General features: G+C 55.6%; 13 protein-coding genes. 7 read left to right on the plus strand and 6 right to left on the minus strand.

All coding sequences use genetic code 11. The features are described 5' to 3' along the window. Nucleotides 1–13 precede the first annotated feature (13 nt). On the minus strand, nt 14–1,387 hold the full coding sequence (locus tag GSQ62_RS20970; RefSeq protein WP_262886644.1) for a sensor histidine kinase: 1,374 nt from the start codon (nt 1,385–1,387) through the stop codon (nt 14–16). Then, a complete protein-coding gene (locus tag GSQ62_RS02560) occupies nt 1,377–2,753 on the minus strand; it encodes a sigma-54-dependent transcriptional regulator (protein WP_161888054.1) in 1,377 nt (458 codons plus the stop codon). The genes GSQ62_RS20970 and GSQ62_RS02560 overlap by 11 nt, the downstream gene beginning before the upstream one ends. 442 nt (nt 2,754–3,195) lie before the next feature. Between GSQ62_RS02560 and GSQ62_RS02565 the strand changes: the two genes are divergently transcribed. The 4 genes from GSQ62_RS02565 (at nt 3,196) to murA (ending at nt 8,254) form a co-directional block, all read left to right on the plus strand. Further along, nucleotides 3,196–5,601 carry an ABC transporter permease gene (locus GSQ62_RS02565; RefSeq protein WP_161888055.1) on the plus strand — a complete coding sequence of 802 codons (2,406 nt, stop codon included), beginning with the start codon at nt 3,196–3,198 and terminating at the stop codon, nt 5,599–5,601. A 144-nt stretch (nt 5,602–5,745) separates the two neighbouring features. Further along, a complete protein-coding gene (locus tag GSQ62_RS02570; RefSeq protein ID WP_161888056.1) occupies nt 5,746–6,102 on the plus strand; it encodes a tRNA-binding protein in 357 nt (118 codons plus the stop codon). 151 nt (nt 6,103–6,253) lie between these two features. Then, a complete protein-coding gene (locus GSQ62_RS02575) occupies nt 6,254–6,943 on the plus strand; it encodes a DUF4290 domain-containing protein (RefSeq protein WP_161888057.1) in 690 nt (229 codons plus the stop codon). A gap of 6 nt (nt 6,944–6,949) precedes the next feature. Next, nucleotides 6,950–8,254 carry a UDP-N-acetylglucosamine 1-carboxyvinyltransferase gene (murA, locus tag GSQ62_RS02580; protein ID WP_161888058.1) on the plus strand — a complete coding sequence of 435 codons (1,305 nt, stop codon included), beginning with the start codon at nt 6,950–6,952 and terminating at the stop codon, nt 8,252–8,254. A 127-nt stretch (nt 8,255–8,381) separates the two neighbouring features. On the opposite strand, the gene GSQ62_RS02585 is transcribed toward murA, so the two are convergent. After that, nucleotides 8,382–9,566, minus strand: coding sequence for a THUMP domain-containing class I SAM-dependent RNA methyltransferase (locus GSQ62_RS02585; RefSeq protein ID WP_161888059.1), 1,185 nt, complete (start codon nt 9,564–9,566; stop codon nt 8,382–8,384). Nucleotides 9,567–9,800: 234 nt separating this feature from the next. Here GSQ62_RS02585 and murB point away from each other — a divergent pair, with 234 nt between their 5' ends. The 3 genes from murB to GSQ62_RS02600 all read left to right on the plus strand — a co-directional run bounded on the left by murB (nt 9,801) and on the right by GSQ62_RS02600 (nt 12,082). After that, nucleotides 9,801–10,817, plus strand: a complete 1,017-nt coding sequence (murB, locus tag GSQ62_RS02590; RefSeq protein WP_161888060.1) for a UDP-N-acetylmuramate dehydrogenase — start codon at nt 9,801–9,803, stop codon at nt 10,815–10,817. A gap of 94 nt (nt 10,818–10,911) precedes the next feature. After that, on the plus strand, nt 10,912–11,412 hold the full coding sequence (locus GSQ62_RS02595; RefSeq protein ID WP_161888061.1) for a hypothetical protein: 501 nt from the start codon (nt 10,912–10,914) through the stop codon (nt 11,410–11,412). 187 nt (nt 11,413–11,599) lie between these two features. Further along, on the plus strand, nt 11,600–12,082 hold the full coding sequence (locus GSQ62_RS02600) for a lipocalin-like domain-containing protein (protein WP_161888062.1): 483 nt from the start codon (nt 11,600–11,602) through the stop codon (nt 12,080–12,082). A 128-nt stretch (nt 12,083–12,210) separates the two neighbouring features. Here GSQ62_RS02600 and GSQ62_RS20610 read toward each other — a convergent pair whose 3' ends face one another. The 3 genes from GSQ62_RS20610 to GSQ62_RS02615 form a co-directional block, all read right to left on the minus strand. Beyond that, nucleotides 12,211–13,365, minus strand: a complete 1,155-nt coding sequence (locus GSQ62_RS20610; RefSeq protein WP_202621828.1) for an NTP transferase domain-containing protein — start codon at nt 13,363–13,365, stop codon at nt 12,211–12,213. Further along, nucleotides 13,346–13,822, minus strand: a complete 477-nt coding sequence (gene moaC / locus GSQ62_RS02610; protein ID WP_161888063.1) for a cyclic pyranopterin monophosphate synthase MoaC — start codon at nt 13,820–13,822, stop codon at nt 13,346–13,348. Before moaC ends, GSQ62_RS20610 begins: the two co-directional genes overlap by 20 nt. 140 nt (nt 13,823–13,962) lie before the next feature. Further along, nucleotides 13,963–15,156 carry a molybdopterin molybdotransferase MoeA gene (locus tag GSQ62_RS02615; RefSeq protein WP_161888064.1) on the minus strand — a complete coding sequence of 398 codons (1,194 nt, stop codon included), beginning with the start codon at nt 15,154–15,156 and terminating at the stop codon, nt 13,963–13,965. Nucleotides 15,157–15,191: the final 35 nt, after the last annotated feature.

The following is a 15,191-nucleotide window of genomic DNA, read 5'->3' on the forward strand; positions in this document are numbered from 1 at the left end:
CGGCACCGCAGCTTTAAAATGTCAGGATGAAGGAGGTGCCCTTCCCAAGCTCTGACTGCACCGAGACCGTGCCTTTGTGCAGGCGCATGATCTGGCGCGACAGGCTCAGGCCGATGCCGGAACCTGATTTCTTGGTGGTGAAGAACGGGATGAAAATTTTCGCCATTGCCTCGGTGGTCATGCCGTGCCCGTTGTCGTTCACCTCAATGCTGATGCGGCTGCGCTCGTCGAGGTAGGCGCGCACCGTCACCTGGCCCTCCGGCTGATCCTGCACGGCCTCCATCGCATTTTTCACCAGGTTAATCAAGACCTGCTCTATCATGGCCCTGTCGGCAGAGAGCAGCAGCGCCTCGGGCGGCGCCTCCAGTTGCAGGGCGATATGGCGCGCGGCGAATTGCCCGCGCAGCAACAGCTTGATTTCCTGCAACAGCTCCGTGACATTAAACCGGCTGAGTTGCGGCTCCGATAGGGTAGTAAGGTTGCGGAAGTCGTTCACAAAGTAGATCAGGCCGTCGGAGCGCTGGCTGATGGTTTGCAGGCACTGCCCGATGTCTGCCAGTTCTTCGCGCAGCAGCGTCACTTCCTCGGCGCCCGTGTCTGTATAACTGCTCACCTCCTCGTAAGCGCTGGCCGACAGCGAGGCAATCGGTGTCACAGAGTTCATGATTTCATGGGTCAGCACTTTTATCAGGTTGTGCCAGGCCTCCATCTCCTTCTCCTCCAGCTCGCTCTGGATGTTCTGGATCGAGGCCAGCCGGATGCGGTCGCCCAGCAGCGAGAGTTCCATCACGTGCACCGACAGGTTGGCCTGCTCCGCCGCCCCCTGCCGCACCGGCACCAGCACCTTTTCGCCATTCCCAAGCTGCTGAAGCCCCAGCGCTAGCTCCGGACTCACCGCCTCCAGTTCCCGCACCTGGTGCAACTGCCCCACCTTCAGCAGCTTTTTGGCGGCATTGTTCAGCAGCAGGATACTTCCGTCGGGCCTGAACGTGACGATGCCGATGCCGATGTGCTGCACAATCACTTCGAAATACTGCAGGTGCGCCTCCTTCTCGGCCCGCACCTCCCGGAACTTCTTCATCACCTCGTTCAGCCGCAGCGACAGCTCGCGCATGGTTTTCCCTTCGCCGCTGCTATGGAACTGCTCCGTGAAATCATCATACTGAATAGCTTGGAGGAAGCGGAGGAAAAGCCGGTTGGTGCGCTCATGAAAATGCACCAGCAGCCCTATCTGCAGCACGATGAAAGCAGCCAGGCCGATGAAGGTGCCCCGGTAGGCAGGGTTAAAGCCAGTCCAGGCCAGGCCATATAGGGAAGCCGAGAGCAGCAGGAGGCGCAGCACCAGTTGCAGCCGGTAGTGCCTGAAGTGGATTGGTTTAGAGCGCATATTTCTCCAGCCTTCGGTAAAGCGCCCCGCGCGACAGGCCCAGCTCTTTTGCGGCTTTCGAGATGTTGCCGTCATGCTTTTGCATGGCCCGCTGCACAGCCTCCCGCTCCAGGTCGTCCAGGTCCAGCGTAGAAGCTTCCGGTTGCGCGGGTTCCGCTTCCGCCAGGAAGAAAAAGTCGCCGGCCTGCAGTTCCCGGTTGTCGCTCATGATGGAGGCGCGCTCCAGGGCATGCTGCAACTCCCGCACGTTGCCGGGCCAGTGGTAGCGGCGCAGCCGGGCCAGGCCGGAATCTGACAGCCGCTTGAGGTGCTGCCTGTATTTCTTTGCATATATGGCCAGGAAGTGTTCCGCAAAAACCGGGATGTCGTCGGGGCGGGCCCGCAGGGGCGGCAGGTTCAGCTCCACGGTGTTGATGCGGTAGAGCAGGTCCTGCCGGAATTCGTTTCGCTGCACCATTTCTTTCAGCGGCATGTTGGTGGCGCTGATGAGGCGCACGTTCACCGGTATAGGCTTGTTTGTTCCCACCCGGATCACCTCGCGGCGCTGCAGCACCGTCAGCAGTTTGGCCTGCATCGCCAGCGACAGGTTCCCGATCTCGTCCAGGAAAAGCGTGCCGCCGTCGGCCGCCTCTATCCTCCCGATGCGATCTTCTTTGGCGTCGGTGAAAGCGCCCTTCTTATGGCCAAACAGCTCACTCTCGAACAGCGACTCGGTCACGGCGCCCATGTCCACGGTCACAAACACCTTGTCGGCGCGGGACGAGCGTTGGTGGATGGCGCGGGCTATCACCTCTTTCCCGGTGCCGTTCTCGCCTAGCAGCAGGATGTCCGCATCGGTTCGGGCCACCTTGTCGATGATAGAGAACAGCTGCCGCATGGCAGGGCTATTGCCCTGAATAATGTCCTGGGAAGCATTCAGTTGCGTGGTGAGGGTGCGGTTCACTTCCTTCAGTTGGCTTACCTCCTTGTAGGAATGGCGCAGTTTGGAGGCCGCAGACAAGGTAGCCAGCAGCTTCTCATTTTGCCAGGGTTTCAGCACAAAATCCGTGGCGCCCTCTTTCAGTGCCTTTACCGCCATCTCCACATCGCCATAGGCGGTAATCATCACCACCACCGCCGACGGGTCGTACCGGAGAATCTCCTTCAGCCAGTAAAATCCTTCCTGCCCGCTCGTGATGTCCTGGCTGAAGTTCATGTCCAGCAGTATCAGGTCAAAATCTTCGTTGGAGACCAGGAACGGGATCTTCTTCGGGTTCTTCTCCATCACGACTTCCCGGGCGTGGTGGCGCAGGAGCATCTTAGCGGAGAAAAGCACGTCTTCGTTGTCATCAATAACGAGAATGCGCCCTAATTTTTTTTCTTCCACAGTCAATTTTAAATGAGTGTTTGAGAGAATGTCATTTTGGAATCATACACATCCGTTCTGCAAGTGAGTCCGCTTCCTATATATAAAATATGGTGCCACAGGATTACTTGTCTAATTTAAGCGAATTTAGGGTAATTGTGTGCGCCCGCAGTGTCCACTCCCGAACAAAAAGTGTCCATGGTTGGACAGCGGTGTAAGGAATATAGTGGCAGGAAGCGGCTGGGAATGCTATTTTACACTTTGGCACAGCCCTTGGCAATGTGTTCTGGTCGGGATCAGGATTTTCAGGATGAGTAGAGATTTACAGGATTAAAATCCAGATGAATATATGGCTTTTAATTCAGGCATATAGAGATCCCTGAAATTTATATTTCATTCATCCTGTGCATCCTTAAATCCTGCAAATCCTGATTCCGGCCAGCACACACTCAAACCTAAAACTATGTTGAAGTTGTATTTCCTCACTGCCTTCCGCTCGCTGCTGCGCAACAAGAGTTACAGCCTGCTGAACATTGCCGGGCTGGCGCTGGGCATCACCTGCAGCATTCTGCTCTTCCTGGTCATCAAGTACGAGCTGAGTTACGATGCCTTTCATAGCAAAGCCGACCGCATCTACCGTGTCAATACTGAGCAGGTGTATGCTGACGGTTTGGTGCAGCACACCGGCGCCCGTTTCCCCGTACCGGAGCTGTTGCGCAGCAACGGCAAGCTGGGCATGGAGAACCTCACCCAGATCTACAGCGAGGAGGGCGCCCAGATTAATATCGTCAGTGACAACGGCGCCGCCCCGAAGCGCTTTCTGGAAGAGGGAGCCATTGGTTTTGTGGAGCCCGCCTTTTTTGAGATGTTTGATTTTGACACAGGTCCCGCAGCCCCCGCCCCGGCCATGGCGGAGCCCAACAACGTGATACTCACACAGGCCACGGCCGACAAATATTTCCCCGGGGGCAAGGCCGTCGGAAAAGTGATCAAATTTAACAACAGCCTCACCCTGAAGGTCACCTCCGTCATCCCGGACTTTCCTTCCAATACCGATTTTCCGTTCGTGATGTTGATATCCTACCCTTCCTTCAAGAGCTACTCTTCGCTGCCGCTCGACGGGTATGACGTCCTGTCCAGTAACCAGCAACTGTATGTGCTGCTGCCGGAAGGCGCAGACCCGGAAGCCAAGGCAGCGGAAATCACAGCGTTCGTAGAGCGGCACAAGCCTGAGGACAGGAAGGGAGAAGAAAGCTCTTCGCTGCAGCCCCTGAGCGATATCCACTTCAACCCCGACTATGGCAACTACAGCCAGCGCACTATCCCGCGAGAGATTATATGGTCGATGGCCCTGATAGGGGTTTTTCTGGTGCTGGTGGCCTGCATCAACTTTGTGAACCTGGCTACAGCGCAGGCCGTGAAGCGGGCCAAGGAAGTGGGCGTACGCAAAGTTATGGGCAGCAGCAAGCGCCAGCTGGTCATGCAGTTTATCGGCGAAACACTCCTGATCACGCTGCTGGCCACCTTTGTGTCTGTGATGCTGGTGGAGCTGGCCCTGCCTTATCTCAACAGCCTGCTGGAGTTGCAGATGTCCTTCATCCTGCTGCAGGACCCGGTGCTGCTGCTGTTCCTGGTGGCAGAGGTGCTGCTGGTCACGCTTTTTGCGGGCCTGTACCCGGCCTTGATTTTGTCGAATTTTCAACCGATTACGGCCCTCAAGAGCCGGATTTCCACGCAGCAGGTGGCGGGGCTGCCAATCCGGCAGGGGCTGGTGGTGCTGCAGTTCACCATATGCCAGGTGCTCATCATCTGCACCATTCTGGTAAACGAGCAAATGGATTTCTTCCGGACCAAATCGCTGGGTTTTGACAAGGAGGCCGTGGTCACGGTGCAGCTACCCAACCAGGCGGGGAAAAAGATTATGCCGTTGCGCGAGGAACTGCTGAACAGCCCGGCCATCCGAAAGGTGAGCCTTGCCGCTGCGCCGCCCTCTGCCAACATGACCTGGGGCTCCGGCTTCGCCTACAACAATTCCAGCGAGCCTGCCAACTTCCAGGCAAACATGAAATTCGCCGATGAGCACTACCTGGACCTCTATGATATAGAGCTGGTGGCCGGGCGCCCTTACTCCGATGGCGACTCAACCGCAGCGCTCATAAACGAGACCATGCGCCGCAAGCTGGGCATTGCCAGTGCGGAAGCAGCTGTCGGCAAGACTATTCAGCTTGGCAGAGACTACAAAGTTACCATCATCGGGGTAGTGGGAGACTTTCACCAGAACCCGCTCCAGCAACCCATCGACCCTTCCATCTTAATGACCAGCCCTGGCAATTATCATTTTCTCTCCGCCAAAATAGACCTGAGCAAAAAGCAGGAGGCTTTGCAGCACCTGGAAAAAGTCTGGAACATGGTTTACCCGGATGATGTGTTCAGCTACGAGTTCCTGGACGAAACCATCGCCAACTTTTACCAGGACGAGGCGCGGCAAAACAAGCTGTTCAAGATTTTCTCCTTTATCGCCATCTTCATTGGCTGCCTGGGTCTGTATGGCTTGGTTGCCTTTATGGCGGCGCAGCGCACCAAGGAAGTAGGTATCCGTAAAGTGCTCGGCGCCTCCATCCTCAATATCACCTACCTGTTCTCAAAGGAGTTCATCAAACTGGTGTTGATTGCCTTCGTCATTTCCGTGCCTATTGCCTATTACCTGATCACGCTCTGGCTGCAGGACTTCACGTACCGCATCAACCTGGGGTATGGTCCCTTTCTAATGGCTGGGGTTGCCACACTGGTGATAGCGCTGCTTACGATGGGCACACAGGCCGTGAAAGCCGCCATGGCTAACCCGGTCGTATCGCTGAAGAGTGAGTAAGACCTTCTATGTTAAGCTATATATATAGCGAAGCCTGCTCCTAGCTGAGGCCGGGCTTGGCTTTATATATAGCCGTATATTCAGAAGAAAACCCTATCTTGTAGGCAAATTGTGACCAGGCGCTACCGGAGCGCTTCAGGCCTTATGCATACACTTCCTGATGAGCCAGCCCTGATTACCTGGCAGCACTTTGAGCAGACAGACATCCGGGTGGGCACCATTGTAGAGGCCCGGCCCTTCCCGGGGGCGCGACAGCCGGCCTACCAACTGCTGGTGGACCTGGGGCCGCTGGGGCTGAAAAAGTCGAGTGCGCAGATTACGAACAGGTACACGCCGGAGGATCTGGTGGGCCGGCAGGTGCTTTGCGTCACAAACCTGGGCAATAAGCAGATCGGTAAATTTATGTCGGAGGTGCTGGTGACCGGCTTTGAGGACGAGCATGGCCATATCGTGCTGGCGCAGCCCGGCGCGCCGGTGCCGAACGGGGCCAAGCTAAAATAGCCCCCGCCTCTACCTTGCTGGTGTGGCGCCGTATACCTGATCGCATAGCCTGTGCTTTGTGTACACCCCGGCACGGCCCAGAAAGTTTTTAGTAAAGCCTTGGGCCATTCTGCGCTCAAATTTCTAATTTTGAATCCATATAAAAGAAATAATGGAAGCGAGTACCACTTTTAAACAAGACCTGCTGCTGCGCGAATACGGCCGCAACGTGCAGGACCTGGTGAACTATATAACCAAGGTGGAGGACCGTGCCGAGCGCACCCGGCTCTCGCAGCTGCTCATCAACCTGATGGCCAAGCTGAACCCAACCTTGCGCGACACACAGGATTACCAGCAGAAGCTCTGGAACCACCTGTACGTGATGTCCGGCTCTACCCTGGACGTGGATGCGCCCTACAAGCTGAGCGCCATGGAGTACCTCAACGACAAGCCCCAGAAAATAGAGTACCCCCTGGACACGCCCCGCTACAAGCACTACGGCAAAAACGTGGAGCTGCTGATAGAGCGGGCCACGGAGCTGGAGGACGAGCAGGAGCGCGAGGCGGCCATTGTCTCGCTGGGCAAGCTGATGAAAACGCTGTACCGCTCCTATAACAAAGACAGCATCACCGACGGGGTGATTCTGGATGATATCCGGCAACTGTCGAAGGGCAAGCTGAACATGGACCTGGCTTATATTGAGCGCAACAACCTGTTTGAGTCGAATGTGAAGCCACAGCAGGACAACCAGAACCAGGGCCAGAGCCAGCGCAGCAACCAGCCCCAGCAAAACCGCGGCAGCGGCGACAACCGGCCCCGCAAAAACGTGAGAACCTCTTCTTCTAACCAAAGAAACAAATAATACTGCATGGCTTCATTCGAAGTAATAGGCGGAAACAAACTTAAAGGCGATATATACCCGCAGGGGGCAAAAAACGAGGCGCTCCAGATACTGTGCGCGGTGCTGCTGACCTCCGAACCCGTTACCGTCTCCAACGTGCCCGACATCCGGGATGTAAATAAACTGATCGAGCTGCTGCGCGACCTGGGCGTGGCGGTGGAGCAAACTGCCCCCGACACCTATGTTTTCCAGGCAGACCATGTGAACCTTGACTACCTCGAAACCGAGCAGTTTGTGGAGCAGGGCCGTGCCATCCGGGGCTCCGTGATGATTGTGGGTCCGATGCTGGCCCGCTTCGGGCAGGCGAAAATGCCCAAGCCGGGCGGCGACAAGATTGGCCGCCGCCGCCTCGACACACATTTCCTCGCATTCGAGAAGTTGGGCGCACGCTTTGAATATGACTCGGAGGAGAGCTTCTTCGATGTCACAACTGAAGGCCTGAAGGGCGCCTATATGCTGCTGGACGAGGCCTCCGTCACCGGCACCGCCAACATCGTGATGGCCGCCGTGCTGGCCGAGGGCACCACCACCATCTACAACGCCGCCTGCGAGCCGTACGTGCAGCAACTCTGCCGCATGCTCAACCGCATGGGCGCGAAAATCACCGGCGTAGGCTCTAACCTGCTGACGATTGAGGGGGTGGAGAAACTGCACGGCACCGAACACGCCATGCTGCCGGACATGATCGAGATTGGTTCTTTTATCGGCCTTGCTGGCATGACGGGCTCCGAGATCACCATCAAGAACTGCAAGATCCCTGAGTTAGGGTTGATACCGGAGACATTCCAGCGCCTGGGCATCAAAATGGAGTTCCGGGGCGATGACATTTATATACCCGCGCAGGACCATTACGAGGTGGACACCTATATAGACGGCAGCATCCTGAACGTGTCGGACCACACCTGGCCGGGCCTGACGCCGGACCTGCTGAGCGTGGCGCTGGTGGTGGCGACGCAGGCGAAGGGTACGGTGCTCATTCACCAGAAAATGTTCGAGAGCCGCCTGTTCTTCGTCGACAAGCTCATAGATATGGGTGCCCAAATCATCCTCTGCGATCCGCACCGCGCCACCATCATCGGGCAGAACAACCAGATACCCCTGCGCGGCATCCGGATGACCTCGCCTGACATCCGGGCCGGAGTTGCGTTGCTGATTGCCGCCCTGTCTGCCGAAGGTACCAGCATCATCGACAACGTGGAGCAGATAGACCGCGGCTACCAGAACATCGACGGTCGCCTGAACGCCATCGGCGCGCAGATCAGAAGGATATAAAAGCTAAGTTTATATATAAAAAGCATCGGGAGCACCTGTAACAGGTGCTCCCGATGCTTTTTATATATAGGCGGCTGTAGAACAGTCAACTTAGTTCATATACGATTTATATAGCAAGAGAAGGGAGTTACTCATTTTCTTCCACTCCGCTCCTGCGGCTGCCCCGGTACAGCTCGTATTTCAGCAGGCGGCACTCGATGGGGCCATTGTACAGCGGGATGCGGCGTGAAGCCTTCAGGCCCACACGCTTGGCGGCTTCCAGGTTTCCGGTGAACACAAAAGCATCGTAGCCCTGGTAGTTGTGCTTCAGCGTATCGCCGATGTTCTTGTAAAGTTCGTTGATGTCGTCGGAGAGGATGCGCTCGTTGTAGGGCGGGTTCATCACCACCACCCCCGATTGCGCAGGCGCCTCCGTTTTGAAGAAGTCGGCCTCCTCCACTTTAATTATATCCTGTAGCCCCGCATTGTCGATGTTGTTGCGGGCAGCCTGCACGTAATCCGGGTCAATGTCGTAGCCGATGATTCGGGCTTTGGGGGTAAAAGAGGCTTTGGCCTCGGCGGTTTTCCAGACCATCTCCAGCAGGCTGGCATCGTAGTCTTTCCAGTTCTCAAACCCATAGGGGTCGCGGCGGTACAGGCCCGGCGCGATGTTCTGCGCCATCATAGCGGCCTCAATCAGCAAGGTGCCCGAGCCGCACATCGGGTCGATGAAGGGAGATTTCCTGTCCCAGCCGCTCAGCCCGATGATGCCTGCCGCCAGCACCTCGTTCAGCGGGGCCACGTTGGTTTGTAGGCGGTAGCCCCGGCGGTGCAGTGAGTCGCCGGACGAGTCGAGCGAGAGCGTGACCATGTTCTCGTGCATGTGCAGGTTCAGGCGTATATCCGGGTGTACCAAATCCACGGAGGGGCGCTCGCCGGTAGCTTTCCGGAACTGGTCCACAATGGCGTCTTTGGTGAGCTGCGCCACAAACAGCGAGTGCTCGAAGGTAGAGTGGCTCACGGCGGCGCTGATGGCAAACGTCTGCTTCAGGTCCAGGTACTCCGACCAGTCTGTCTTCTGCACCTGGGCATATAAATCCTGCTCGTCGCGGGCCTTAAAGCTGCGGAACGGCTTGAGGATGCGGATAGCCGTGCGGCACCACAGGTTGGCTTCGTAGAGCTGGCGCAGGTTGCCGGAGCAGGTCACGGCCCGGGTGCCCACCTTGATGTACTCCATGTCCAGGGCACGCAGTTCCTCGGCCAGCACCTCCTCCAGCCCGGCCAGCGTGGTGACCGTCATGTTAAAATTCCCGTTCTGTTTCGGCTTCGCCATAGTCTATATATAAACCACAAAGATAGGCTTGAGAGTTAAGAGTTGAAAGTTATGAGTTAGAGGTTATATAGCTTGTAAATGCATTGGCTTACCTGGTGCTTTGGTGCGGCAGCATATAATCTATATATAACTCATCCCCGCGCCACCTCAGCTACACACAGTCTTAAACTTTTAACTCAAAACTCATAACTTTCAACTCTTAACTCCCAGCCCTATCTTTGCAAAAAACAGCTTATGAACCTGCAGCCCGACTTCCCACTGAAAGAACTCAACACCTTTGGCATCGACGTGAAAGCACGCTTCTTTGCCCGCTTCGAAAATGTGGAGGAACTGCAGCAGCTGTTGACTTTACCAGAGGTTCAGTCCCTTGAAAAACTGGTGCTGGGAGGCGGCAGTAACCTGCTCTTCACCAAAGATTTTGAGGGGGTGGTACTGCAGAACGGCATCCGGGGCATAGAACTACTGCACGAAAACGAGGACGAGGTATATATAAAGTCGGGCGGCGGCGAAGTGTGGCACGACTTCGTGCTATATGCCCTGCGGCACAACTACGGCGGCGTCGAGAACCTGTCACTCATACCGGGCACGGTGGGCGCCGCGCCGCTTCAGAACATCGGGGCATATGGCGTGGAGTTGAAAGATGTTTTCCATGAGTTGGAGGCCGTACACCTGCAAACCGGCAGGGTGCATCTGTTCGACAATGCCACCTGCCGGTTTGGCTACCGCGAGAGCGTGTTCAAAAATGAGCTGAAAGGGCAGTTTGTGGTGACGGCAGTTGTGTTCAGACTGTCTAAAAAACATATCCTCAACACCTCCTATGGCGCCATCACCACCACGCTGCAGGAAATGCAGGTGCAGCAGCCCAGCATCCAGGACGTCAGCGCCGCCGTGTGCCATATCCGCCAAAGCAAACTCCCCGACCCCAAGCAGATCGGCAACGCGGGCAGCTTCTTCAAAAACCCGGAGATTCCGCTGCAGCAATTCGAGCAACTGAAAGCGCAGTACCCGCACCTCCCCTCCTACCCCGTTAGCCCCGGCGCGGTGAAAGTGCCCGCTGGCTGGCTGATAGAGCAATGCGGCTGGAAAGGCAAAGTAATCGGCAATTATGGCGTGCATAAAAACCAGGCGCTGGTGCTGGTAAATTACGGCGGGGCTAACGGCGGGCAGGTGCGGCAACTGGCTTACGACATCATCACGTCGGTGGAAGAAAAGTTCGGCATCCGGCTGCACCCGGAGGTTAATATCATTTAAAAAATAATCCCCATAACTGTGTGGCAAAAGCATCTTTCCGCTATAAATATCGTTCTTACAATATACTCAAGATACACTATAGCTTTTTTGAAAGATGACAAAACAACTACGCCCGCTCCTGCTGGCGCTTCTCACCCTTCCCCTTTTTGTTGCCTGCGACCGCCACGAGGAGGACAAGGAGGTAGGCCCTTCTAAAACAGAGCTTCTTACGGCGCACCCGTGGCAGGGCGATAAAGTCCTGATGATGGGCATTGACGTGACGCAGACGGGGGCCATTCCGCCGGATGCGCCGGACGTGCGGACACTGCGGCTCACGTTTCACGAAGACAACACTTATATAGCTGAAAGCGAGGGCCTGACTTTTGACGGAGACTGGCGCTTCAACGAAGACGAGACGAAAATCTATTTCGATTTCCTGGGCCTCAGCGAGGCGGATGTGAACGAACTGACGGAAGAAAACCTGCACCTCGGCACCAGCGTGTCTAAGGGGCAGGTAGAACTGCTTGCCGACCTCCTGAACGTGGATCTGGGCCCAATCAGGAATTTACCAGACGGAACCCCGATTAAGGTGGAAATAAGGCTCGTGAAGCCATAGGCTTTACCAGAGAAGCGTTTCTTCCTGGGAGCATATAACAGGCGCGAAGCAGTGGCACCCAACCGGCCAAGGCATAAACCTGCTAGCTACATATATAACACTTACCAAAAGTATAAAGACTCCTTTTATCTATTTATCTATTCTTTACGTTAGCTCTTTAAAACGCTTTACCTATATAATCTGACCTATGAGAAATTTGAGACTGATCGCCCTGCTGCTGGTGACACTGTTCAGCCTGTCCCTTTCAAGCTGTAAAGACGATGATGACAGCGAGGATATGTCTCCCAAAACCGCCCTTTTGACCGAGAAAGAGTGGACCGGGGAGGGAATTTATGTGCAGGGTACCTCACTGGCACTTCTGCTGCAACTGGCCGGAGAGGAAGATTTAGCCGAACAGTTTAACATCAGTTCTACTAAAATTAAATTTGAGAAGGACGGCACCTTTACCGGAACGTCGAATGGCGTGATGGATTCCGGTAAGTGGAAGTTCACAGATAATGAGCAGAAGATCGTCATCACCAACGCTGACAACCAGGAAACCACTTTTAAAGTCAACAGCTTAACAGAGTCCAATCTTAATTTGGAACTGAATGTTGAAGACTTAGGGATGGAGCCGGTCGAGTTTCAAGGTGTTACAATAAATACAGTTGAGCTGCGCTTTGTACGATGATAATAAGATAGCTTTCCTACATAAACAGCGAAGGCCCCTGATACAGGGGCCTTCGCTGTTTATGTAGGAAAGCCTCATGGAACGCTCCCATTCCTTTGCCTGAAGCTGACACTTTGCTGCATCACCAACTACGGCATCATCTGCCTTACCTGCTCCAACTCCTCCGGCGTGTTCACGTTCAGCAGGGTATTCGGGTTCAGTGGCTTTAGCAGCCTGATATGGCTGTTAATTAAAACTTTGCGGGGGCAGGTGTAGCCCTGGGCCAGAAACGAAAGCAGCACAGCGTAACTTTTCGGTTCCCATATCGCAATCAGTGGCTCCGGAAAACCGTCATGCGGACTCTCAATGGTAGTGGCAATGGCAGCGGTGTTCCGTTGCGCCGTTAGCTGCTGCAGCGTCTGCCGGTCCAGCAGCGGCAGGTCGCAGGCCACCACCAGCCACGCAGCGTCCGGCTGCTCCCGGAAAGCCGAAAGGATCGCCCCGTACGGTCCAAGGCCGGTGAAAGTGTCAGGCAAGGTTTTATAGCTCCTGTTCAGGTCGGGCTGCTGTTCGGCGCGGCAGGATATATAAACCTCCCCGCAAACCTCGCCGAGCAGGTCGGCCATATGGTAGCGCTGCGCCTTGCCATGCCACGCAATGGCTCCTTTGTCGCGGCCCATGCGCTGGCTCTTCCCGCCTGCCAGCACCAAGCCCTGCAACACCGGCTTTGCCCGCCGCATTTCCTGCTCCAAAAATGCGATGATCTTCTTCGAATCGCTCAGCTTATATATGGGCAACTCCTGCCACCCCGGCACCGCCTCCCGCACAAATTCAAACACTTCCGCTGCATTGTCGGCCAGCAGAAACAGCGACACATTGGTGAGTTGCGAGAGCCTTTTTTGCAGCGAGGCTTTTTTGCTTTCATCCATCACGACTACCTGCGCTTTCGCATGCTGGTGGTTGCCGTTTACCAGCACTAAATCCATCTCCGAGAAAAGCTGCCGGAACTGAAACGAATTCGGCTGCTCTTTATACTCGAACTGGTGGTGGCTGATTTGGTCGGTATATACCGCTGCGGCACCTGCTGCCAGTCGGCCAGGCTGGGCGGCTCCCGCATCTGCCTGCGCATGGGAGGCATCTACATACCCACAGGTATATTGGGGCGAAAGGGCAGCGATCACTTTATCGGCCAATGCTTTTATCTCCCCGCAGGGAGCGCCCACGATGGCCCACTCGTTGCGGGCAAAGTTGCCGTGGGCGGGCCTGGCTATAGCGCTGTGCTTTTTATGCTCTTTTAAAGTCACGCTTCCCTCCTGTTTTTGCTAGCAGCTTCGTTTCCTTGATAACGATGTCGTGGCTCAGGGCCTTGCACATGTCATATACCGTCAGGGCGGCCACCGAGGCTCCTACCAGCGCCTCCATCTCCACGCCTGTTTTTGCCGTGATGCTGGCGGTGCAGTCAATCACCAGTTCCTGCTGTTCGTTCAGGTGGAGTTCTATCTGGCAGTTGTCGAGGCCCAGCGGGTGGCAAAGCGGAATCAGGTCGCCTGTTTTCTTCGCGCCCATGATGCCGGCGATCGTGGCAATCTGGAACACCGATCCCTTTTTGGTCTGGATATCGCCTTCGTTCAGTTTCTCCAGTACCTCGCGCGGCAGCACCACCGTGCATCGGGCGGTGGCGGTGCGCTGCGTTACCTGCTTGCCGCCCACATCCACCATCATGGCTTTCCCCTTCTCATCCAGGTGCGAAAATTCACTCATGTTAGGGTTATTTTTCTGATTTTACTTTTAGGAATTGACTTACACGAGGACTAAGTTCATTTCCTCTATTTCTCTAAGTATAAGTCCTTTATATTACTGCTTATCTCTCAAGCCAAGCCAGGCAAATTAATGCCTTGCCTCTACTTAAACGGCCATATTCTGAAAACGTCTCCTTTTGTAAAGTTAACTTTATCCTGCGGGAGTTCCAGAAAAGCGTCCGCTTCTACCAGATTGGCAAAGTCGCCGGAGCCGTTTCCCTCCAGCGGCGTGGCCAGCATCTGACCCTGCGCATTCATGTGCAGGGTCACCTGCAAAAAGTATTGCAGCGGTGGCTTGAAGGTGATGTCCCCGTTCAGAACAGCGTACCTGTCCGGTTTATATATACCCAACGATGCCTCAAGCCAAGGCAGGAAGTAACGGTGCAGGCACATGAACGTGGATGCCGGATTGCCGGGCAGCGCAAGTACCACGGCTCCGCTGTCGTGCTTCCCAAACCACAAAGGCTTACCCGGCCGCTGCTGCACTTTATGAAACAGTTGCTGCACCGACAGCGCTTCCAGCACCTGCGGCACATAATCGAACTTGCCCATGGAGATGCCGCCACTCAGGATGATTACCTCGTACTGCTGCAGGCACTTGGCTATCTGATTATCTATGGCGGCGGCATCGTCGGGTATGTGCAGGAGGTGGGCGTGCAGTTGGTATTTCTGCAGGGCGGCCTGTACCATATAGCTGTTGGAGCGCCTGATCTGGAAAGGCAGCGGCGTTTCCTCCACTCCCACCAGTTCATCTCCCGTTGAGATGACCACCACCTTCGGCAGCTTTTTCACCTGTAATTCTGTCGCGCCCACGGCAGCGGCCATGCCCACCAGCGCGGGAGATATAACTTGTCCGGCTGAAGCCACCACCTCGTGCCGCTTTTTGTCCTTTCCCTGCGGGTGTATGTTCTGTCCCTTGCTGATTTCGGCTGTTAGAATGGTCGCTATGCCGTTCTCTATCGAGAGATCTTCGTAGCGGATGATCGTGTCTGTGGAGGGAGGCAGGGCTGCCCCGGTCATGATTTCGATGCATTCTGCCGCCGTCTTTATGTCTACCGGCGCGTCTCCGGCGGCCTGTGTGGCCCGAATGGTGAAAGAACGTCTGCCCTCGGCAAAAGCAGCATAAGCGATGGCGATGCCATCCATGGCTACGCGGTTGAAGGGAGGAAGGTCGCGGTCCGTTTTCAGGTCTTCGGCCAGCACCCGGCCCAGCGCCTGATCAAACGCCACGGCCTCTGTTCCAAAACCCCGAACCTCCGCCTGAATGATGGCTTCCGCCTCTTCCACTTTAACCATATATGCTTCAATAAGTAATTGATCTGAATTGGCTG

The sequence above is a fragment of the Pontibacter russatus genome (assembly GCF_009931655.1).
GTDB lineage: Bacteria > Bacteroidota > Bacteroidia > Cytophagales > Hymenobacteraceae > Pontibacter > Pontibacter russatus.